At 49.1% G+C, this 22,698-nt stretch carries 17 protein-coding genes; 3 read left to right on the top strand and 14 right to left on the bottom strand.

Annotation, left to right across the window (positions count from 1 at the left end; genetic code table 11):
* Positions 1-3: 3 nt before the first annotated feature.
* The 6 genes from Pan241w_RS15570 to Pan241w_RS15545 all read right to left on the bottom strand — a co-directional run bounded on the left by Pan241w_RS15570 (position 4) and on the right by Pan241w_RS15545 (position 7,459).
* Entirely contained in the window at positions 4-1,467 is a 1,464-nt protein-coding gene (locus tag Pan241w_RS15570; RefSeq protein WP_145217582.1) for an HD domain-containing phosphohydrolase, read from the bottom strand.
* Positions 1,467-2,693, bottom strand: a complete 1,227-nt coding sequence (locus Pan241w_RS15565; protein ID WP_145217579.1) for an HDOD domain-containing protein — start codon at positions 2,691-2,693, stop codon at positions 1,467-1,469. The genes Pan241w_RS15570 and Pan241w_RS15565 overlap by 1 nt, the downstream gene beginning before the upstream one ends.
* Complete coding sequence (locus Pan241w_RS15560) at positions 2,686-3,486, bottom strand: response regulator (protein WP_145217576.1); 801 nt, start codon at positions 3,484-3,486, stop codon at positions 2,686-2,688. The genes Pan241w_RS15565 and Pan241w_RS15560 overlap by 8 nt, the downstream gene beginning before the upstream one ends.
* The gene (locus tag Pan241w_RS15555) at positions 3,483-5,165 is read right to left on the bottom strand and encodes a hybrid sensor histidine kinase/response regulator (RefSeq protein WP_145217573.1); all 1,683 of its coding nucleotides are present in this window, start codon (positions 5,163-5,165) and stop codon (positions 3,483-3,485) included. Before Pan241w_RS15555 ends, Pan241w_RS15560 begins: the two co-directional genes overlap by 4 nt.
* A gap of 413 nt (positions 5,166-5,578) precedes the next feature.
* A complete protein-coding gene (locus Pan241w_RS15550; RefSeq protein ID WP_197999951.1) occupies positions 5,579-6,925 on the bottom strand; it encodes a DUF1501 domain-containing protein in 1,347 nt (448 codons plus the stop codon).
* A gap of 246 nt (positions 6,926-7,171) precedes the next feature.
* Positions 7,172-7,459 carry a LexA family protein gene (locus Pan241w_RS15545; protein ID WP_145217570.1) on the bottom strand — a complete coding sequence of 96 codons (288 nt, stop codon included), beginning with the start codon at positions 7,457-7,459 and terminating at the stop codon, positions 7,172-7,174.
* Positions 7,460-7,932: 473 nt separating this feature from the next.
* Here Pan241w_RS15545 and Pan241w_RS15540 point away from each other — a divergent pair, with 473 nt between their 5' ends.
* Positions 7,933-9,378: a DUF1501 domain-containing protein gene (locus Pan241w_RS15540; protein ID WP_145217567.1), complete on the top strand. Its 1,446-nt coding sequence runs from the start codon at positions 7,933-7,935 to the stop codon at positions 9,376-9,378.
* A gap of 6 nt (positions 9,379-9,384) precedes the next feature.
* Here Pan241w_RS15540 and Pan241w_RS15535 read toward each other — a convergent pair whose 3' ends face one another.
* The 8 genes from Pan241w_RS15535 to Pan241w_RS15500 all read right to left on the bottom strand — a co-directional run bounded on the left by Pan241w_RS15535 (position 9,385) and on the right by Pan241w_RS15500 (position 20,859).
* Positions 9,385-10,524, bottom strand: coding sequence for an ABC transporter permease (locus tag Pan241w_RS15535; protein ID WP_145217564.1), 1,140 nt, complete (start codon positions 10,522-10,524; stop codon positions 9,385-9,387).
* Positions 10,521-11,252, bottom strand: coding sequence for an ABC transporter ATP-binding protein (locus Pan241w_RS15530; RefSeq protein ID WP_145217561.1), 732 nt, complete (start codon positions 11,250-11,252; stop codon positions 10,521-10,523). Before Pan241w_RS15530 ends, Pan241w_RS15535 begins: the two co-directional genes overlap by 4 nt.
* A 2-nt stretch (positions 11,253-11,254) precedes the next feature.
* Positions 11,255-12,808, bottom strand: coding sequence for an HlyD family secretion protein (locus Pan241w_RS15525; RefSeq protein WP_145217558.1), 1,554 nt, complete (start codon positions 12,806-12,808; stop codon positions 11,255-11,257).
* Between the two features lie 3 nt (positions 12,809-12,811).
* Positions 12,812-13,357, bottom strand: a complete 546-nt coding sequence (locus Pan241w_RS15520; protein ID WP_145217555.1) for a hypothetical protein — start codon at positions 13,355-13,357, stop codon at positions 12,812-12,814.
* Positions 13,358-13,409: 52 nt separating this feature from the next.
* A complete protein-coding gene (locus tag Pan241w_RS15515; RefSeq protein ID WP_145217552.1) occupies positions 13,410-14,579 on the bottom strand; it encodes an ABC transporter permease in 1,170 nt (389 codons plus the stop codon).
* 562 nt (positions 14,580-15,141) lie between these two features.
* Entirely contained in the window at positions 15,142-16,311 is a 1,170-nt protein-coding gene (locus Pan241w_RS15510) for a multiheme c-type cytochrome (RefSeq protein ID WP_145217549.1), read from the bottom strand.
* A complete protein-coding gene (locus tag Pan241w_RS15505; RefSeq protein WP_145217547.1) occupies positions 16,308-18,320 on the bottom strand; it encodes a tetratricopeptide repeat protein in 2,013 nt (670 codons plus the stop codon). The genes Pan241w_RS15510 and Pan241w_RS15505 overlap by 4 nt, the downstream gene beginning before the upstream one ends.
* Positions 18,321-18,735: 415 nt before the next feature.
* Entirely contained in the window at positions 18,736-20,859 is a 2,124-nt protein-coding gene (locus Pan241w_RS15500; RefSeq protein WP_145217544.1) for a neutral/alkaline non-lysosomal ceramidase N-terminal domain-containing protein, read from the bottom strand.
* A gap of 371 nt (positions 20,860-21,230) precedes the next feature.
* On the opposite strand from Pan241w_RS15500, the gene Pan241w_RS15495 reads away from it, so the two are divergent.
* Positions 21,231-21,557, top strand: a complete 327-nt coding sequence (locus Pan241w_RS15495) for a hypothetical protein (protein ID WP_145217540.1) — start codon at positions 21,231-21,233, stop codon at positions 21,555-21,557.
* Positions 21,558-21,566: 9 nt separating this feature from the next.
* Positions 21,567-22,697, top strand: a complete 1,131-nt coding sequence (locus Pan241w_RS15490) for a pentapeptide repeat-containing protein (protein WP_145217538.1) — start codon at positions 21,567-21,569, stop codon at positions 22,695-22,697.
* Position 22,698: the final 1 nt, after the last annotated feature.

Raw genomic sequence — 22,698 nt, 5'->3', positions numbered from 1 at the left:
TCCTTAAACATGAACTGGAGTATTCAGGGGAGTTTCTGCAGGGACAGAAATGGTTTCGTCTGTTGTCATCTCTGGTTCGACAAAGATTCGATCAGAGATCGGGTTGGCAAGGGAGAGTGATTTCAGACTTTCCAGTTGTTTAGGAGACAATACCGTTCCACGTGGGAGCAATAAACCGCCGTTGTTTGAGAACAGATCTCGCGAGAGCGTCATTCCCAGTTTTAATTCATAAGGACGCACGCGACGATCTTGTTCTACGGTGACATCCACGTCTTCATTGAGCGGATGACTCTCTCTGGATTGTTGCTGCACTGGTTCTGATTGTTGTGTTTGTGTAATTGGTTCCTGACGCGGGTTATCTGCAGTCCGATCTTTGAAGTATTTCAGCAGGACGCTTTGCTGTTCCTCGGGGAACAGGTACTGATGTAACGCGGAAACAACTTTCGGGTCAAACCAGGTTCCCGTCAGTCTCCCCATTGATTCCAGTATTGAGTCAGGAGACTTTTGTTGTGAACTGGTGCGGCTGGTTTGTAAATGATCGTAATAGTCGGCTACACAAATGATACGTGACCCCAGCGGTATTTCCTCGCCTTTTAAACGATCTGGGTAACCAGAACCATTAAAGTGTTCATGGTGATGGCGGATCAGGACTGCTGCCTTTTCTAAGCTGGGAACCATTTGTGCGATCTTTTCACCTAATAGAACATGGTTTTGTACCTGACGTTGCTCGGATGGAATTAATTTATCGTAAGGCTTTGATAATAGATTTGCAGGTAACTCGATTTTACCGATGTCGTGCAGTAAGGCGGCCGAGTTGATTTGAAACAATTCATCGAGATTGCAGCCGAGTTGCTTTGCAATCTGACCGGTCATGACGGTGACGCGTTTGGCGTGTTCCCCCAGATCAGAGCTGTGCATTTCACCCAGTTGGGCCATTGCGCGAATGGAACCGATGAATCCCTGTTTTAACTGCTGGTTCAGGAGTGTGACTTTCTCAGTTCGCTCTTTAACTTTTAATTCCAGATTTTGGTTTAAGTCACGCAGTTCTTCATTTTGCGAAAGGGTTAATTCCTGAAGTCTGCGATTCTCCTGTCGTAGGGTGTATTCGTCGATGGCCCGCTTGACTTCATTTCGTAATTCATCATCATTCCAGGGTTTTGTCAAAAAACGGTAGACGGAGCCCTGGTTGATGGCTTCGATAGCAGCGTCTTTGTCTGCATAACCGGTCAGAATAATACGGATGGTTGCCGGGGAGAGATCCCTGACGCGCTCCAGCAATTTTGTCCCTTCCATTTCAGGCATGCGTTGATCTGAGACAATTAATGCAAAGGATTCTGTCTGCACCAACTCACAGACTTCTTCGGGAGACGAAGTTGTAAAGAGATCAATCTCATCTTTCCGAAACAGGCGTACGAATGCTTTTAGAATCTGAGGTTCATCGTCGATAAAGATTACTTTTGGATTCATTAGACTAATTCCTCCGTCGTGAAAGCGGGGAGTTGCTCATTGAGCCAGATACGGAGTTGTTCGACATCAATTTCAAAGGATTTTTCTGGCTGTGATTGCTGGTGGTCTGAATTCTCAAAATGATGATACGCGATAATATACCGAGACCATCTCTCAGGAAGTGAATCTAAATTCAATTCCGAGTCTGTCAGGACGGCGATCATTTCTGTTTCTGCCGGCATTTGCTCCTGCTGTGTTACTGGTACAATTCCCTGGCTGAGCAATAATAAACTGATAATTTTGTAAAGATCCGGGTTTTGCACGCACACACCGACACAGATGTTTCCTGATTCAGAAAGGCTGGCATAATTAGATTGCGACGTGATGTTAAACAAGTGCTCTGTATGTGCCACTTCTGAGGGTAGTATTTCCAGTGTTTTTTGAAGTGCTTCAGAAAGTGATCGGTATGAGAATGAAGTCTGCATGCAAAACGGAGTCACACAGGCATTTCCACTGAATCCGATGCCTGAAACTTTCGCTAAATTATTGGCGGTGTTTACCAGGAACAGTAGTTGGTTCTGTTCCGTAGCAATGGGTGTTTCGCAATTCCAGCGGTGGTGGTTTTGGACAGTGTGAGAGACTGATTCTGGGATTTTCCACCGTTCGCAGAGCGCAAAGCCAACGTCTGTATGATTAAATCCAAGTTGGTTTTCTTCTAGAGTGTGCAGAGGTTGGTTGGTCGAATGAGCAGCGGTGATTAATTCCTGATACTGTTCTGTGCTCGATTCAATCAGAATCAATTTGCCAATATCATGCAACAGTCCTGCGAGAAAGGCTTCTTCCGGATCGCAAATCACAAGTTCTCTGGCAAGTTGCCGCGCACCGATTGCAACGGAAAGAGAGTGTCTCCAGAAATCGTCCACATCAAAATATTGTGAATGCGTTTCGATTTTGGGTCTGAGCGTAGATACAGTCAAACCTAATGCGATGTTGCGAACGCCGTGAGTCCCTAACACCACGATTGCCTGCGGGATCGTGCTGATTTGTCGTGAGAACCCGAAAAATGATGAGTTGACCACACGCAAAATTTGCGCAGCGAGTCCTGAATCTGCTTCAGCGACATGTGCCATGTCTTGTGCAGAGGCCGTGGGGTCGCCTGCCAGCCGACTCAATTCCTGAGCGACTTCAGGCAGCGTCGGCACTGAGCGTACCATGTTTAAAATGTCATCCAGCTTTGATTCATCCATATGATTCTTCCATCGAGAGAACGCATCCTCGCAAATGGTCTCCGTCCATTAATTTTTTACAGTGAATTCTGATTTGTTTATTTTCGATTGTCAGAGGAACAGTTTCTGATTGCTTACTACCCGATAAACAATTCGTTACAGTTTCGATGATTTCACTGGAAAAGATGTCTTTGATGTCCGAGCCGAGATGGACTTCGCGTAGCGTGGGGTACATCTTGTCGACGGCTTCATTTGCTAAAACGACGATACTTTCCGCACTGATTCCGACTACTGGAATAGGGATTTTGGCAAGTACCTCCTGTGAGAAGTGTAATGATTGTGTGCTTTTTCCGACCAGGTCTTCTAATTGTTGATTGAGTCGATTCAGCTCGACGTTTTGCAGTTTGATTTCTTCAGTCAGGTTTCGATTTTCCTGCAGCAGTTCATACTGACTCAGACACTGCCGAATGGTGACTCGGATTTCCTCGTCATTCCAGGGTTTTGTTAAAAAGCGGTAAATGGCACCTTTGTTGATGGAATCCAGGATCGTGGCTGCATCGGCATATCCGGAAAGGACCACGCGGACACATTCCGGGTATTTCTCTTTTACGATCGAAAGGAACTCAGTACCCGTCATACCCGGCATTCTCTGGTCCGATAGGACCACGCTGACTTCTTCCTCTGCAAGTACAGCAAGTCCTTCTTCACCACCGTTAGCGGTAATTAGTTGATAGTCTTCATTTCTCAATAATCGTTTTAGAGATCGAAGCACATTGATTTCGTCATCGACGCAAAGGATGGTTTTCTGATTCATGCACTCATCCCTTCCAGTGGCAATCGAATGGTGAATATCGTTCCGACTCCGACTTCACTCTCGACGGAAATATTCCCGTTGTGTTTTTGAATGATGCCATAAATGATGGAGAGCCCCAGTCCTGTTCCCTGTCCTACCGGCTTGGTTGTGTAGAAGGGGGTAAAGATCTGTGAAAGTTCCTGTTCAGGAATGCCCACTCCCGTATCGGAGATGCTGATGATGATTTCTGAATCCGTTGCTTCAGTCTTGATTGAAATCGTCCCGCGCTCAGGAATGGCCTGGGCTGCATTGACTAGTAAATTCATAAAGACCTGATTCAGTTGCCCGGGTGAACAACGAATGTCGGGGATCTCTCCCAGATCCGTTACGATTTCACTTTTGTATTTCAACTCGTTCCAGACAACTTTCATGGTGGCTGTGATGCCATCATTGATATTTGCTTCTTTGACGCTGGCTTCGTCGAGCCGGGCAAAGCTTTTCAGATTTTGGACAATTTCGGTGACACGGATCAGACCATCCGTTGATTCGGTCAGTAATTCCTTGACATCTTCTAAAATATCGGCGAGGTCTTCTTCTTCACGAATCGTCTGGATCTGCTTTAATAACTGATCCTGTTGTGATTTCTCTCCAGCGCGGACTGCCTGTGACAGTTCTTCGTAGAGACTTATTAACTGCGTGAAAATTTCCACATATTCACAGAGTGTACCGACATTACTTTTTACGAATCCGACAGGATTGTTAATCTCATGCGCAACACCGGCGGCGAGTTGTCCGAGAGAAGCCAGCTTTTCTGACTGAATTAACTGAGATTCCAGCATATGACGGTTGGAGATATCGCGGATAAACGCATTCAATACGCAGGGTTCGCCTTCTGAGGCAATAGATGCGGATATTTCAATCGGAAATTCCTGTCCAGCTTTGTTGAGTGCTGTCGCTTCAATTAATTTGTTCTGAGATAGACTGTGATCATCGTTTCTCAGCTCAAATAACCTTTCTTTAAACGCCTCACGATGTTTTTCCGGCATCATCTTGTCGATGAGATTATTTTCAATGGCGTCTTTATAGCTCCAGCCAAAGATCCGTTCTGCTGCTTTATTCCAGTCCAGAATTGTGCCATCATCCCACATGGAAATGAAACCATCAGCGGCAGAGTCGATGATCAAACGCGTTCTTTTCTCAGCTTGTTTTAACGCGTTTTGGGCTATTTCAAGAATCTGCTCTGATTTAATTTTCTTTAATGCACGTTCGACAATTGTGGGGAGCAGACTGGTGAAAGTATCATCTTTGATCAGATAATCGACGGCACCGCGTTTCATCATTTGTACGGCGACGGTTTCACTTCCACGAGCTGTCATCACCAGGAATTCAAGGTATTGTCCCTGCCGGGCGAGTTCATCAATGACCTCGATGCCTTTCATATCAGGCAATTCGTAATCAAGGAGTAACAGGACGGCTTTATTGACTTTCAGCCATTCTAAAGCTTCGTGGCCAGAACTCGTGCAGTGGATTTGGAGCGGAAGATCTTTCAAAGACTCTTCGATGATACGCGCTTGCGTATTGCTGTCTTCGATAATCAGAATGGTACCACCCGGACTAATGACGACGTCATGATTTTTACATCGGTCGTATTTTCCTGGAATGGTCTCGTCGATTGTATCAGACAACGCACTCTGAATCATTGATCCCCCTGGAGATTCACATTGCAATTGCCTGTGAACAACGGGGGAAATTGATCAACAGAAATGCAAAGTGAAAATGCTTTGATGTGTTTGGTTTGAAAATGTCATAGAGCTACGATTCAAATCAGAAGATAGAAAAGTGAGCGTTTCCATAGAAAATATAGATCATCTATAAATTAAAAGAGCTCACTATTTTTGAAATGAGTGCTTTACCTCAGCCCGTGTTGACAGAACGAAACATCGTAAAAAACACAGGGATGTAAAGAATTTGAATTCAGTGAGATGATGGGAAGCAGATTGTTCAAAAAGGTCGAAACTAGAACGTTTATACGGAGTCACACTCTTAGAATTCTCTTAAAGAAACCAGATGATTTCACAGGAGTTCCTTTCAACAAGCGATTGGCTACCAGTGATTACACCAGTTCACGAATCGGTGTTTGCTCATCGATCAGGTATTGAGGGCGGCCGTTGTTGTCTTCGATCGTTGTGGATGCGACATCGATGCCCAGATTATGATACAGGGTGGCAAAGACTTCTTGCATATGGACAGGGCGATCAACGGCTTCTTCTCCCAGGCGGTTGGTGGATCCGATGACTTGGCCTGTTTTCATTCCGCCGCCTGCCATGAGTGCAGCATGCACGTGCGGCCAATGGTCGCGGCCAGCATTTTTATTAATCTTGGGTGTCCGTCCAAATTCGCCCCAGACCAGAACCGTGACGTCCTTGTCCATGCCTCGTTCATGCAGGTCTTCTATCAGTGCGGCGACACCCTGGTCAAGCAGGGGGACGACTTTTCGAGCATGACCAAAGTTATCCCCGTGCCAGTCAAAATGAGCGAAGCTGCATGTGACACAGCGGGCACCTGCTTCCACAGCGCGGCGTGCTAACAGGAAGCGGGACATAATCGCCTGATAACCTTTATCGAGCGAGTAGTTTAAGACCTTGGGGCTGTCCTTCCCGTAACGTGCGCGGATTTTGGGATCTTCTTTTTCCAGATCGAGGGCTTCCACCAGTCGGGATGAGGAGAGTACTTCTAATGCCTGCTTCGTGTATCCGTCGTAAGTACCGTCTGTCAGTCCCGTCTCAGAGACTCTACGAAAACGGTCCAGATTGTTTAACAGATTGGACCGTTCATATAATCGCGTATTGGAAATGGAATTGAGGGTCATGTTTTCCATCACACGACCATCGGGGCGAAAGGGCGCATGTTCCAGTCCCAGAAAACCGGGGCCTTTAATGTTCCAGGGATTGTGCGCCATGGTATGCGACAAATCGATATAGGGTGGAACTGTTGGATTCACGGGACCTTTGACTTTGGAAAGTGCCGAACCGAGGGCAGGCCAGCCTCCCTGTGGTTGGGCGCTGCGAAAATGATGTCCGGTGCAGCATTCAAACGAATCGTGGCGGCCTTCCGCGCCGACCAGAGAGCGAATGATTGAAAACTTATCCATCATGCTGGCCACGCGCGGCATGAGCTCACTGATTTGAATCCCAGGCACGTTGGTGTTGATCGGTTTGAATTCGCCTCGGATTTCATCGGGCGCATTGGGTTTCAGGTCAAACATATCCTGATGCGGTGGACCTCCAGCAAGGAAGATCATGATGACGGCTTTATGCGATGATTTTTTCCCGCTCTGTTCCTGTGCACGCAAGACCTGAGGAAGTGAGAGCCCACCCATTGCCAGGCCACCAATCTGCATAAAAGAGCGTCGGGGCATCCTGTCACAAAGTTGAATCGATTGATCTTCTAGCCTGAGCATCAATTTCTACCTTCTGAAGAAAATGATTATTCTTTTATACGGGGAGAAAGTCGAATTTGTCACATAAGCGTAAACTAATGTGTTGCGTTTGGATAGAAGAATCGGTCTAAAAGGTAAGGAAAATTAAGAAAATCTTCATCGACCGAAATAAGGACCTATTCAGTCTCTTTTCCCAATTGGAAAGCTGTGAAAGTGAGAGTGATACTTACAGTCTGGCGATGTGAAGACGCGGAGTATCACTTCATCTTAGAGTTGTTTCTTGAAGGCCACACGGTCTTCTTCCACATCACCACAAACAGAGAGTCGATAGTTGCGTACATTTTCTATGAGCGTGATCCCGCCTGGCTGGTCAGAATTGCAGAAAATCCAGCCTTTGCCTTCAAGGCCATTCAGATAGCGCGTGACTCTGATTAACGAAGGGATTTCAAACTCTGTGGCGATTTCTTGTATGGAAGGGGCGATGCCCGTGTGATCAATCTGTCGCGTAATATAATCAAGAATTTGTTGTTCACGTTTGGTTAGATACTGGTTCATTGATTTCTCCTGTGCGCATCAGCGTGCGCGTCTGGGGGCGCAGCAAATCGCCCACAATCATCCTTGAGAGTTAGACCCGGATTCCAATACAGGTCTTAAGAAGAAACAAAACAATGATTTTTTAAAAGTGACTACTTTCAGCGAGTCACACGCGGCCACCACCTGGTGAATGGGGAGGGAATCAGCAGAGCAAAGCATATAAGCAATATCGTCGTTCGTCAATCAAAATATGAGTCGAGTTTTTTTGAATCCAGACCGCTCTGTCGAAGTCCTGGAAAACAGGTGTTTTTTTTTAAACAGGTTGTGCTGAATGTCTGTGTGATACGAAAAATATAAAAACAGAAGTGATCGAATAGATACTTTCAATTGGACTTTTCATCCAAAACGCATTAGATTATATTGATGCATTGTAAAGTATATTAAGATATCCCTTTTGCGCTTCAAAATCATCTCTTGGATTTAGGAGAGTCGCGATGACTGCTTATAACTCTGCCAGCCATCCCCCTATTTCCCGCCGCACGGCTCTGGAAGTAGGCTCGATAGGCCTGCTCGGATTGGGAATGAACCATCTGGACGCATTACGGGTTGAAGCAGCTGCGCCCCCCAAACATCAGACCGCAAAGTCTTGCATCTTTATTTTTCTATCGGGTGGCCTGTCACAGCATGAGAGTTTCGACATGAAACCGAATGCCAGTGATGAGATAAGAGGCGAATTCAATCCAATAGCGACAAAAATTCCAGGGCTGCAGATTTCCGAACATCTGCCGATGTTAGCACAGCGGAGTCATCTCTGGTCCTTATGTCGTTCTTTGACGCATGGTTCGAACGAGCATTCGATGGGGCATCACATCATGTTGACCGGGCGGTCAGATGTTCCTGTCGGCTTTAACCCGAGCCGGCCGATGAGCACCGACCATCCTTCCATTGCCGCCATTGCCGGTGATGTGATTCGTTCCCGCACCAATCTACCACCTGCGATCGTATTGCCGGATAAAATTGTACATAATTCCGGCCGCGTGATCCCCGGACAATTTGCCGGCAAGATGGGATCGAATCGTGATCCCTGGTTCATCGAAGCATCGCCGTTTCATAGTAAATCGTATGGTGCGTTTCCGCAGTATGATTTCGATCATCAGGAACGGGGGGCTGCCGACAAGCGTTTGTTTCAGACGCCGCACCTGAAACTGTCTCAAGGCATGACCCAGGGACGGATGAATAATCGGCTCAGTCTGTTGAAAGAATTAGGGAAACAACGCCGCGTGCTGGACAGCGCCGGTCAGGTGGAAAGTTTCGATCGTTATCGCAGTGCCGCGATTTCTCTCTTAAATGATGAGAAAGTTCATTACGCGATGGATGTCACAAACGCAGATGACAAGATTCAGGAGCGTTATGGTAAAAACTCGTTTGGCTGGTCATTACTGATGGCACGACGTCTGATTCAAACCGGAGTGAATCTGGTGCAGGTGAATCTGGGGAATAACGAATCGTGGGATACACACGGTAATATGTTCCCGCATCTCAAAGATAATTTAATGCCACCCACGGACCGGGCCGTTTCCGCGTTGCTGGATGATCTGGCAGACAGTGGTCAGCTCAAGGATACACTGGTTGTGATGTGCAGTGAATTTGGTCGGACTCCCAAGATTTCTCAACTGGCCCGCGTTTATGATTTACCGGGCCGCGATCATTGGGGCGCTGTGCAATCCGTGTTTCTGGCCGGCGGTGGAATCAAAGGGGGCCGCGTTGTTGGTAAGACGGATAAAATTGGCGGATTTCCCATCGATCAACCACAGAAGCCTGAAAACTTTGCTGCAACGATCTACCGCGCTTTAGGCTTGCCAAAAACCATGTATTGGCACGACGAAGTGGATCGGCCGCACTATATCTACGAAGGAGAGTCCATTCCGGGGCTTACCTAGGCGGTTCTAAATGTGCCTTAATGCGGGGACGATTTCCGCACGTGAGGCATAACAGGCAGGAACAATACCCGCGCAAATACCCGTACCCAGCGCCAACAAGATTCCGACCCAGGCCAGATGCAGAGAGGGGATAAAGGCGACGGTAACTGCTTCGGCTCCCACGGAAAGACTGCTAAGTTTGAGAATGATCAACGCGGTTCCGACTCCCACCAGGCCTCCTGCGAGACTGAGTAACGTACTCTCTGCGAGCACCAGTCCAAACACTTTGAAGCCCGAAAAGCCGAGTGTCCGCAAGACCGCATGTTCCTGAATTCGGTCTTCAACAGACATCAGCGTTGTGGTAGCGACCAGTGCCAGAACCAGTCCGACACAGGCCAGACCCAGATAGTGTGCCATTTCAATCAGTTGGGATAAGTCACCAAGACTTTTGGCCTGAAAGACCCCTTTGGCGCGCGTGTTGGTTTCTACAGGACCACCGCGAAAGCGTTCATCAATGGCGTCACTGACTGAGATCGGATCAGTGCCTGGTTGCAGGATGACTTCCAGTTGTGTGACCGTTCCCACTAGATTGACGCCTTGACGTCGCTGTAAGAATTCCAAGTGACTATAAATGTAATTCTCTTCAGCCGGGTTGTCACTTTGATAAATACCGGCGACATTCACTGAAAGGTCGCCGATGGAAAATTTATCGCCGACATTGATCCCGCGCCGGGACGCGACAGCCTGTCCGATGATGGCGGCGTCCTGATGGGTTTCAAATTCAGTCCAGTTGCCGGAGATGAATTGAAAGTCCCGCGCGGTGCGCAGTTTATTCGGGGGGACACCATAGAACACGACGACATCCAGACTCGCACGACAATTGTTCGTGAAGACCTGAATTGGTACGACGTCTTTCACACCTGCGAACTTCGAAATTTGTTGATCGTAGTCCTGAGGCAGGTGACTGGTGGCGGGGCAGAACTTATTGGCTTGGAACACGATCAACGAACCGCGGGCCTCCTGGCGCTGTTTCAAATCGTTCATCCCCTCCTGAATGGATTGGATGAAGCAGAACACAAATAACGCGACTGCTGAACCGGCGACAGTAAGCATCGTGCGGGCTCGGTGTCCCCAGAGTGTTTTCAGAATATAACCAACCAACTTCATAATTGTTCCTCACTGGAGGCGCCGGAGGTTGCGAGGGCTTGGGGCCTTTCTTGACTTACCAAGACGAGTTTTCCGTGATCAAGATAGAACTGCCGGTCTGCGATATGCGCTGCCTCGGAATCATGGGTGACCATGAGCATTGTAATGTCCAGCTCTCGATTGAGCCGTTGCAGCAGGTCTAGAATTTGTTCCGATGTTTCCGGGTCCAGATCGCCCGTGGGTTCGTCGGCGACGACAATTTTCGGGTGTTTCACAATCGCCCGGGCGATGCCCACACGCTGTTCCTGTCCTCCTGACATCTGGCGTGGATAGTGGTCGGCTCGATCGAGTAGGTCAACTGCCTGTAGCGCGACTTGCACACGCTTTTTTCGTTCGTTGCGGGACATGGGGAGCAGCAATAACGGAAGTTCCACATTTTCATAGGCGGTGAGTACAGGGACCAGATTGTGTGTCTGAAAAATATAACCCATATTCGCGGCTCGCCAGCGTGCCAGTTTTGAGCGGGAGAGTGCCGTGATTTCAGTGCCATCCACGATAATCGAACCGGAGTCAGGGCGATCAATGCTGGCAATCAGATTCAGCAGAGTTGATTTTCCGGTTCCACTGGCGCCCATTAACGACAGGAACTCTCCCTGTTCTATTTGGAGTGAAACCTGATCCAGAGGCGTGATGGTCTCACCCCCTTTATGGTATTGTTTCATCAGGTTGTTGATGGTGACGAGTGACATGCTTAGTTTCCTTCCTGATCGGATTCACCAGTGATTTTAATGCGTTCTCCCGGCATGAGGTCTGCGGTGGAAGAAGAGATCAGATGACTGGTCGGGTTTAAACCTTTCGTCACTTCCACCAGGGGACCTGGCGTAGTTTGACTGATTTCGATCTGCTGACGCCGTGCGATCTGTGTTGATTGATCTACGATCCAGACAAACGTCTGGCCCGATTCTGCCTGTTCCAGCATCTTGCGAGGGACATAAAAGCGGGTTTCTTCATTCGATTCTGAAGATTCGGTCTGGAGTTCGGGGGCCAGAAACGTCACATCGACCAGCATTTCCGGCTTGAGTAGCGGGGATGCATTCTCGATTTCGACTTTGACCTGCAATGTGTTTTTCTGAATGTCTGCTTCGGAGCTGATGTAAAGGACTTTGCCGGTCACCGGTTGACTCAGCGCGGGGTTGTTGATTTGCACGGGCTGGTTCAGACTGACTTTGGGAATATCTTCAAAGCGGACGTCGACACGAATCTGTAACATTTCCGGGCGATACATTGTGACCACGGTGCTGCCGTCGTAGCCGGTCATTTGAGTCAGCATGTTTCCGACACTGGAGCCGGGGTGCCCGATCAGTCGATAGATACGGCCCGCGACCGGCGCGCGGATAGTCATGCGGTCCAATGCCAGTCTGGCTTCAGCCACCGCAACCCGTGCCTGTTCCAGTCGTGCGGCTGCTGCTTGAACTTTGGCACTGTTTTCATCGCGGGCCTGTGTTTCTTCAGTGAGTAATTCATATTCTGTTTGGAGTGCATCCGTACGTGCTTTTAAGGCGTTTCGTTCGGCGACCAGAGAGGTTTTGCGGCCCTCCAACTCTTCATAGGCGGCCCGGGCGGATTCCAGTTCGGTTAACGATTCATCGATGGTGCGTTGGGTCACCGCTGTTTTTGCCGAAATCCGGCGGTCATAGTCATTTTTGGCGAAATTCATCTCTGCTTTGGCGCGGCGAACCATGAAGGGCAGGTTTTTTAACTCGGTCTCAATTTTCGCCAGCGCGGCTTCAGCTGCCCTTAAAACTGCTTCTCGGTGGACGGGCTGGTCGAGACGAATTTGAGACGCCTTTAACGTCGCCTGCGCTTGTTGTAGTTCAGCTTCTCTTAACTGCATACTGGCGATGGCGTGTTTGAGAGTCAACTCGGAATCCTCTTTCACGAGCAAGGCGATCGGTTCTCCCTGTTTGACAAACTGGTCTTCCACAACCAGAAGTTGTTCGACCACTCCTGGTGCGAGCGCTGCCACGCGAATGGGGGTGGGCCGCGGTTCGACCCACCCGGCTGCCTGAAAGAGAGGCGTACCGGCATTTCGCATTTTCGATTGGGTGACAATCACCGGCATGACGGTGACTGGCTTGGGAGGAAATATCAGATCGTGTGAGACCCAGTAGATCAATCCCAAGAAACCAAACAGGAGTGTGCCCGGCAGGAGATAGCGCGTGATGAATCGCAGTCGCGTGTGCCCTCGGACTGACGAGGGCGCACTGCGATCAATGGCTAATTGTGATAAATCAACTTGTGACATGGTTTAGTTCCGTACAAAAATTCCGTTTGCAAACACGGTCAGATTGCCTGCATCATCCCGTTGGGCTTTGCCTTTAACGACGACGGTTTGCAGCTCTTTCAGATTGAGCAACTTACGGGCGTCTTCTTTAATGAGCGTTCCCTCATCATCCACGACTTTGATGAGCGCCATCGCTGTTGGGAGTTTGTCCGTTTCACAGCAGTAATCCCATGGCTTTTTGCATCCATCGCCGGGAATATCGCTACAGGCTTTTAAGGAATTGTCAACAATGGAAAACACCGCGCGCCCATCGACCCAGGGATTTTCACTGCCGCCAATGCGACCGACGAGAATGACTTCTTCGTCATTTTGAGCTGACTTGCGGGCATCGATGACTTCTTTGGCGCCCGCCGGCTCGCTGCCAAGTAACACTTTGGAACTTGCCGCTGGGGCAGTTGTCGTTGCTTCAGTCGTACTGTTGCTTTCAGGTGTTGAAGTCGTGTTTCCGCAACCAACGAAGAAGCAGGCTGCGACTGAGAACAACAGGCTGTGAGAGAATAACTGTTTCATGTTTTCAATCCTTTTTAAAAATGTGTGCTCGAAAGCGATATTCGAGCGGTTGTTAAACTGATTTTAATCCATCGATTACGGGTAAGCGGAGTGCCCGCAGGGCAGGGGGAATTGCCCCCAGTAAGCCGAGCAGGATTCCGACACCGCAGCCAATCAACAGCGAGATGCTGTCAATCTGTAGTGTGAAGGCGCCCATCGTAAACCGTACGGAAACGCCATTGATCAGGAAGATCGCGATCAACGCTGCGATCAGGCTGGCCGCAGTGGCCAGCAGCAGGCCTTCCTGAATTAAACTGATGACAATGGCACGTCGTAAAAAGCCTAATGTCTGCAGGGTTGAGAGTTCTCTGGTTCGGCCTACAACAGCACCATAGAGCGTATTCAAACCGGCAAAGACGCCCGCGCCCGAAACTAAAAAGACAACGAGCCAGGCCAGCATCCGAATCGGGCCATAATCTTTTTTCAAACTCTGGTAGTATTCGACCTCGCGAATGGATTGCAGTTCCAGATCCAGCCGTTCCTTGCAGAACAGGTTCAGGTCCGGGTAGTCGGATGGGGAATTTAATGTCATGGCAACGAGACTCAAATCCTGACGTTTCATCGCCTGCTGCAATTCATCCAGGCGGCACCAGATTTCCGATTCAAATGCAGAACCTGCGGCGGAAAAGGTTCCGCTGATCCGCCAGGTTCGGCCTTCCAGATTCAGTTCTCTGCCGACGGATAATTGCTGCCGAGAGAGTCCGAGTTTTGTCGCCGCCAGTTGTCCTACGATGATCTCTCCCGGTCCTGGCCAACTTCCGGATTCCAGTTCCACCTGTCTCCGTACTAACAGTACTGACTGGGTTACGCCACGTACCAGGCCCATTGTCGTTTCTGATTGACCGGGGACTTGAATCTGTGTTCCCAGATATAGTTCCGGTGAAACGTATTTCCGATCATGAAAGGTTTTGATGCCGGATACACTGGCGGAAACCAACTCATTGGTTCGCATGGGAATCGATGAATATTCCAGATTTTCTCCCATCCCCAGCGAGAACAGGATCGCCACTTTCGGATCGCCGCTGACGGTCAGTGAATGTTCCAGACCGCGGATGAAACCGATCACGACAAACACCAGTACAATCACAGTTGTCAAACCGGTGAGCGTCAGCAGGGTACGGACCGGGCGCCGAAATAGGTTGCGCACGCCATATTCCCAGGGAATTAAAGAAAACCAGATCATAGAACGTCATTCTGAGGTTTCAGGGAAGCGTGGAACAATGAAGTTGCTTCACGCGCAGCCTGAATCGAATCGGAAATCGAGTGAAATTCGAGAGTCGAATACTCAGAAGAGAATCAGCACTGATATGACATCTGCAGACAGCGCAGCGCACGGCCTGATGGCTGAGAGGCATCTAAGAGAACGATACCAGTCGGATGATTGGTGCTATTTGGTTGAAATGAGGCGTTCTGTTGTGGGATCGCAAACCAGAGTACGATCAGGTTTGTCTGTTCGAACTGGTTGACGTTTTCCAGAATTGCGCCTGAGCAAAAGCACTGGCAAGAATCCGATGAAACGGGCTCTGGGGCCAGTGGGTTATCCGTTGACAGGGGCTGGCAATGACTGCAGCAACTGTGACCTGCTGTGTCTGTATCTTCTACGCTACTCTGCATGCAATTAAAGGGGCAGGCAAGGATCTGTAGTGATAACAGTAGTGTGAGCAGTTTGCCGATCACAGAATACCTCTATGAAAAAGACGTGACTTTATCGTAGAGCATGTAGACGCGACTGACAATATCATTTTTTATTTGTTCAACTGAAATTCCGGAAAGCATTCTTGATCGCGCTCGCGGATTCGTATCCAGTGATCGGTGAAGTTGAGGTTATCATGGACGTTGACGGGGGGCATATGGCATTGCAGGCATTGGCTTTGCATTGATTCTTTAGAACAGATGGGCGCGTGGTTTTTCTGATCGCTGTGACAATTCAGGCAGACCTTTCGATAGACTTCGGGGTCTCTGCTGGCCTGTTGATGCGGATTGTGGCAGGTGGTACAGTCAAAGCGGGCCGGTTTTCCATCTGCCAGTATGACTTCAGACTGTTTCAGGAAGCAGGGGCTTTGTGACATGCCGACCGGAGCAAATCGAATCAAAAGATCATTGTCGGGGTGGAGTTCATCCGGTTCAAGTTGATCGGAACGTCGATGACATTCGCCGCAACGATTAATGGATTCGAGTGGCGTCAGTTGATTCCATTTGACCAGCTTCAAGTCTTTTTGACCCTGTTCGACGGCTTTGATGTGTTCTTCACCATTCAGGTGACAGCGTGCGCAAGAGACGCCTGTGATCATCTGGGCGGGTTCAATTTCGCCAGGTACATCACCCAGGTAAGATGTGTGACAGCCAAAACAGTTCATCGTTTTGGCATGCGAGCTGACTTCGCCCAGTGTCTGAATACCGGTCTTACTGTGTGCCAGTTCCTGAAGTCCGAGCGTGACTCCCAGTTTTCCTGAGGGATACCAGGAAACAATGTGTTGCAGAAGTTCAGACTCTCCGGCTTCGTTGGGGAACAGAGAGACGGGAGTCATGGCGTGCAGACCGGAACCGAAGACCCATTCGATCCGTACCGGTGTTGGGTAATTCTCACACTTGACCCAAAGTGCATCATCTTCTTCGTAAAAACGATAGGTGAGCCCATTTTCTTTGAGGGTAATTTCTTTGCCGGCAAATTTCTCCAACACACCTGGGTCAGTGGCTTTTCTCAGCGTTCTGAGGTGAGGGGCTCCTGCATACTGTTGACAGACTTTTTCATGGCACTCACAACACTGCTTCATTTTGACCGGTTGTTCGGCAGATTGGACATTGGGAACAAACGAAATTGTACTTTTCGAGCCGTACAGATACCAGGCTGTGCCTGACGCGAAGGCCAGGAACAGAATCAGCAGTGCTGGTATAAACGGGTATTTCTGGCTCATGGAAGCGAGTCCAACATCTGTTGACTGGGAACGACCAGTCGGTCATTGGGATAAATTTGAATCAGTTCACCGAATGTTTTTTTAGCGCCGCCGGGATTACCGGATTCCAACTGGATTTGGGCTTTTGCGTATAAAGTTTCACTATCATTGCCTGATAAAGTTTTAAGCGCGGTTTCCCAGTCCCCTTGGATATAGTTCTGGATGGCACGCTCAAAAGCGTCTGATGTACGAAGTGGTTCTTCCGATCTCTTGAGTTTAGGACCCGCAAGCACGAGGGCTTCATCGGCTTGTCCTGCGAGTTGGGTCAGGGCAAATGCTCTGAGGGAACTGGGAGTGTGCTGTCCCACATTCAGTTTTTCCTGATAAGCCAGTTCTTTCTGGCAGAGTTGGAACTCACGAATCACTTGTGGTGACGGATTGTGTTGCAGTAACGGATGCAGCACCCGGAGGGCCGCCGTATACAGTTTCATTCCCCGGAATGTTTTTGCCTGCAGGATCGCGGGCGTCAGATTCGAAGTGCCGGTCAGGATTCCCCACCAGTCAGAGCATTCTGGGGTTCCGGCGGGAGAGGGGAGCGAATAGATCCACTGGTCCCTATTCACAAACTCTTTGGCGGGTAACAGTTCTACAATTTTGGGGCTGCTCAGCAGTTCGCCAGACCAGCCATATGGAATGACAGAGGCGTCAAGCGACATCGGTTGCCAGCGACTGTCAAACAGGGCGCGAATTGTTTTTTCATCTCCATTGGGAACCAGCAGCAATTGGCAATCTCTGTTTTTCAAACGAACCCACCACCCCCCCCAGCTGCCGTCGGAGCGGGGTTTCTGGAAAATCCAGCCGTTGGATAACTCTTCGTTCAAAGAAAGTTCTTCAAATAAACGTCCCTGCAAAAGGGCTTGTCTGAGTGTTCTGACCGGCTGGATTTTGTGATTGGCTTTGATCCAGCACAGCATACCTGTGGGCGCGATTCCCATGCCGTGAGCGGTGCCCTTGTAATCGATGGGACCAATGGTGTTATTCAGTATTGAAATATCCAGTTCGGGAGCGATTCCCCAACCCAGACGCTGTGGTTGCCCCGGTAGACTTCCAGCTGCCGATTTCCAGCTTAAGATCAGGATTCCGAGTATGAACACATATCGTGCGAGGGTTGGTGAAACAGCCTGTTTCCATTTTACAAAATCGGCTTGGAATTGATGAGCCACCATCGACTGTGAGAGAACCAGTGCCATGCCAATCGCACAGGGGCCGAGGCTGTCATAATTGGTCCAGGCAGGGACCGCAAAGACCAGAAAGGCGACTGTTTCTACCCAGGAAGTCGATTTTAAAATGAGAAACAGAATCGTGACAATCGACAGAATTGACAGACCGATGACTTCGATCGTGACGCCGTTAAGAAATGTCGGCTGCCAGATTGTCTGTGATAGAAGAGCCTGATGATAAAACAGGCCGGGGAATAGTTGGACGAACGAATCGAAGGGGGTAAACCACCCGCGGGGCGTAAGCATGAGTGCCAGTACGGAAAGTAGAATCAACAGATTGGTTTGTTTGAGAGGCACACTCTTTTCAGAGAGGATGCCAGGCAGATGTGGTAGCAATGCCACGACGGCGACTCCCAGCAGGCAGAGCGGTGCCGAGTTGGCCCAGAGTGCGAATACGACCAGGATGGGTATCAGTTTGTGGGGACCAGGTTCCCGGCACCAGCGTGCGGTGAGGATCCAGGTAAGAAACAGGAACCAGCAGTCGAGCAGTCGCGGCGTTGGTTGCCAGGCAGGAACGCCGGTCATCAGAACCAATACAGCAATGACCAATGCCAGCCAGTTCAATGATTCTTCAAAACGTTTCATGAACAAATATAAGAGCAGACCCACGGCAGCGAACTTCAACAGCATCAGACCGGAAAAACCTGCCAGTTGCAGCGAGAAATAAAATGGCAGCCCGCCCAGCCAGTCTGCTTCAGCGAGCGGAGAGCCGGCTGTTAAAATGGGGCCGGAAGGGGCGAGATCAGACATTACGACACGACCCCGGCTCAACTGCCACCAGACGTCGGGTGCGGCAATCGGCGTCAGGACAAAGCTCGCTATGATTATGAACAGCAAGATTCTACGCAGTTTTTTATCAGTTGTCGATAAGTCTGGTTCAGTCATGCGGCGCTGTACTGTGAATCAAAAACAGGCAGAACGAAATGTTGGTTTATCAAAGTTGATCAGAAAGACGTGTATTCACGCCATTATATAGTTGCCTGAGAGCGATGAATACGGATGTTTTGTGCTCCCTGGTGAGAAAATGAAATTCCTAGCTTCAATACGACTCTTAGACGTAGCATGTTTACCCTGTGTGACGGTTTTCGGATATCCAGCAAAAAAAGCCCGATCGAATTCATGATCGGGCTCGGAAGATACGATTTCTAACGAATATCAGGGTTAATTATTGGGCCAATGTTTTGACTTCGGCAGGTGTCAACGCCCGATTAAACACGGCAATTTCGTCCAGGCGTCCTTCCCAGTTGGATTGATTGTCGGTCCGTCCGCCGAAAAAGAGTTGTTCGAGCATCGGTCCCGGTTTTCCGGGAGCCGACTTCAATTCGATTTCTGGTTTGCCGTTCAGATAGACTTTGACCGTGTCTCCGTCGCGGACGAGAGTGACCTGGTTCCAGGTCCAGCGTTCGACAGCAGTCTGGCCGGCGTGGAGTTTACGGTCGCTGCCGTTCATGAAGACGAGCTTGCCGGGAAATTCGGTTCCGCCCAGTCCCAGATGACCGCCGTAGGCGGCGAGTCCATGGTTGGGGCCTTGAGAAAACATCCAGCCGCTGATTTCGCGTGCGTCCAGAGGCATCCCGTTCCAGATCCAAAGCGAGATGGAATACTGGTCTTTCAGATCATTAATGCGTGCCTGCAAGCGATTACCGGCAAAATGGACGGCCCGGTTGGTTTCATCGGCTTTGCAGAACGATTTTGATTCGGGACCTTCCAGAAAATAGGCGATGGCGGGTTCATAAATCGCATCGCGCTGATTGCCGGAGGCGTCACGGGCACGGGGACCATTGAATTCATCCAGTCGCCAGTAAGCGGCTGGCTTCAATGCCAGAATCGCTCCCGCAGCCGGTCCGCGGCTCTGTTGATAAAACTTTCGACGCTGATTGCTGACTTTCTCAAGCAACTCCAGATCGGATTCCACGATGCGCGGTTCAGCGAGGACTTCCAGTCCAGCCGAGCGGGCAGCCCAAGTGTTATAGCCACCCAGCAGATGTTGCTCGGGTGGGGGAATATATCCATCGCCGCCGTTGGCTAGTTCGATGACCATCGTTTTCGCCAACGGACTTTGCTTTTTCAGTTTCAAACCGGTCAACGCGTAGGTTTCGTTCGGGGTGGTTGCGATGGCGATATCACCGATGCGGAGCGCCTGTGTGACGATTTCCGTGGACTGACGCTCGTGTAAGATGACCTGCTCACGAGCGTAGATTTCTTCCTGGGTTTTGGGGAGGCGGTCTCCCAGTTCTTTCACAATTTTTTGTGACCATTCCAGGAGCTGTTTATTGGGGACGCGATAGTTCATCTGCAGGCGGTTTTCGGCCATTTCGATGTCAGCGTCTTGTAAATAATTAATATTATTGTAAGCCTGCAAGGTGATTTTGATGAGGCCTTGGGCATATTCATTGATATCATCGGTAAAGGCCCACTGGTCTTTGGGCTTGGTGTAATCGCGACGATAGATGTCACCACTGCAGCCATGCGACATGATGGCGACGAAAGGCGGCGCGTCTTTGTCGACTTTCTTTCCCAGTTTTTCCTGCAGGCCGTTACAGTACAAACCGAAATAGTCAGCACTCAGTGAAGCATCACCGAAGTAGTGCATGGAAAAATTGGCCAGGAGGGCAATCGGACGCCCATTTGTGGCACGGAATGAGATCAGAGACAGTTCCGGGTCTTCCGGACCTGATTCCCCGACGGCATTGTCCCAGTTGGTGCCGGCGTGCATCGTGGCGCGGACAGTGGGGTTGCCGAAAGGATCGTTTCTCAGCCGGTCGGGACGCAGAATCCAGCGTCTGAGGGCAGTATAGTCGGCGGCGTTTTCCGATCCCCAGCCAACTTGAGCCGGTTCCAGATTGGCTTCCGCGGCGGCAATGGCATCGACCAGTTTTCCTCTGAGGAACGGCACGTACTCGGGATCGGCGTTGGTACCCAAACAGGCTAGACTGGAAGGAGCCGAGTGCGCATGTGTGGCTGAAATCAGAATATGGTCCGCAGGAATTTTAGTGCGTTGTGCAGTGAGCTTTTTGACTTCATCCAGAAGTGGACGAGGCAGCATGCAACTATCCACAACGACGATGGCAAGGCGCTCTTCGTCGTCGGCGACAACGATGGCGCGTGCATTGATTTTGGTTTTGACCGTACTCACGCTACGACTGACCATGCTACCATTCACGAGTACGGGAAATTTAGTAGGAGTGACATCGACAATGACAGCACCAGCCTGAAGTTCAGCAAACACCTGGGTAGGAAGAAACAAGGCCAGGGCGGCGAGCAGGAGGGAAGCGGACGTCGGTTTCATGCGAGCAGATCCTTTTTGAATGTCAGCTAACTTGAAGCTATAGGTTCAATACCATTTCTTGAGTATAACTGCCCACAAATCAGAACGAAACAGAGATAGTTAAATTTCTTAACTAAGGGGCGAGGAAAAAATGACTGGCTGAAACTGCATTCGGAGTGGGTCGTTTACTTTTCAGTTCGAAATTGGCTTCGTTGGTGCCTGCTTTTTGAATTTTATTTTTCGCACCACTGGTGGTGCGACTAGGGTATTTTACCGGGAATCTTGTGGTGTGTGCTGTTCTCTCGTGTCGGATTCATCGTGACTAACTTGAGTCGGCATTTGAAGAATGCGTGAGGTCTACAATGGTCGTAGTATAGGCGGAGCAGTGGAAGATGGAAGACAAGAACGCCATCAGATGGACGAAGCTCTCCTGCCGTATGTTCAAAGACAATCAGACGCGGTTGCAACTGTTCGCGTTGGCTTACAAACTGGGCAACTTCTTTTGGCGTTTTGTCCTGTCCCGCGCGGTTGAACATCATTCGCTCGGTAACGATTCCCAGATTTCAGCATCAGGAGGCAACATAAGTGGAGAAAAATCACCTCGAGTTAGACACGGGGGGATCCCAGCGGTTACAATCAAAGGCAATCTATGCATGGAGTGGTTCGAGGCTAATCCATATGAAAAATTTCAGTTTGAGAGAAAAAAGCAAAAACAGTAGCAAGGGTGAATGGCACTGCTGTTGTATGGATTGGTATGTGAGGCAATTGTGGCAAATCCAGAACATATAAAAATAGTCCAACAGGGAAATTATGCTATTGATCTTTGGAAATGTAAGAATCCACACGCAAGTCTGGATCTGAACAAGGCTGATTTGCGAAGATTCGATTTAAGCGGTAGCAATCTGACTGAAGCTGATTTAATCAATGCTGATCTGAGAGATGCGAACCTGAAAGGCAGTGATTTAACCGGAGCCTATTTGAGTCAAGCCAAATTGTGCCGGGCAAATTTGTGCCATGCTACGCTCCATAAAGCCGATCTGACAAGCGCCAATATGACAAACGCAAATTTGAACGAAGCTGATTTGAACGGGGCTTTTTTAGTTCAGGCTAATTTGAGTCATACGATTTTGAACGAAACAAATTTGACTCACGCTAAATTGGTAGATGCAAATTTGAGCAACTCCAGTTTGATCGGAATCAGATTAATTAAAACTGACTTAAGTAAGGCAAATTTCTTCAATTCTGATTTGAGGGAAGCTGATTTAAGTGGTGCAAACCTGAGTGAAGGGAATTTAAAATGGGCTAATCTCTGTGGAGCCAGATTAAAAGCAACTGATTTAAGTAATGCAAATCTGATCGAAACAGATTTTACTGATGCGGATCTGACTGAAGCCGTTTTAACCGATGCGAATTTGCGGCAAGCCAAATTGGATTTTGCAACCGGATATATTTTGTCTTCAGAACAGATAGCCGAGAATGCAAAAAAAATAACACAAAAATTTATCGGAACCGGTTATTATATTATTCTCATCTCTTTTGTGTTATTTCTTGGATTGATCGGGCTGAGCAGTATCTTTCTAACGCCGCCAGACAACCTTGGTCAACTCGATCAATCTATTTCAGGAGGGATTGCTTTCCTAGCGACGGGAATTCTTCTTATTGGCTTCCTTACCGGCTCTGTTTATATCACGACGGAGAAGGGGTATTCCAGGGGGCTGGGATTCTTTACCACATTCTTTTTTTTCGTGACAGCCTATCTGCTCATGCAGACTCTACTGGCAGAATTCATCGGAATTGCATTTTTCGGGCCAATGGTATTAGCACTCTTAGCAGACAAAAACCAGCGACGAATTTACTGAA

This window comes from Gimesia alba (assembly GCF_007744675.1).
Lineage (GTDB): Bacteria > Planctomycetota > Planctomycetia > Planctomycetales > Planctomycetaceae > Gimesia > Gimesia alba.
This window is presented reverse-complemented; position numbering and strand designations above follow the sequence as displayed.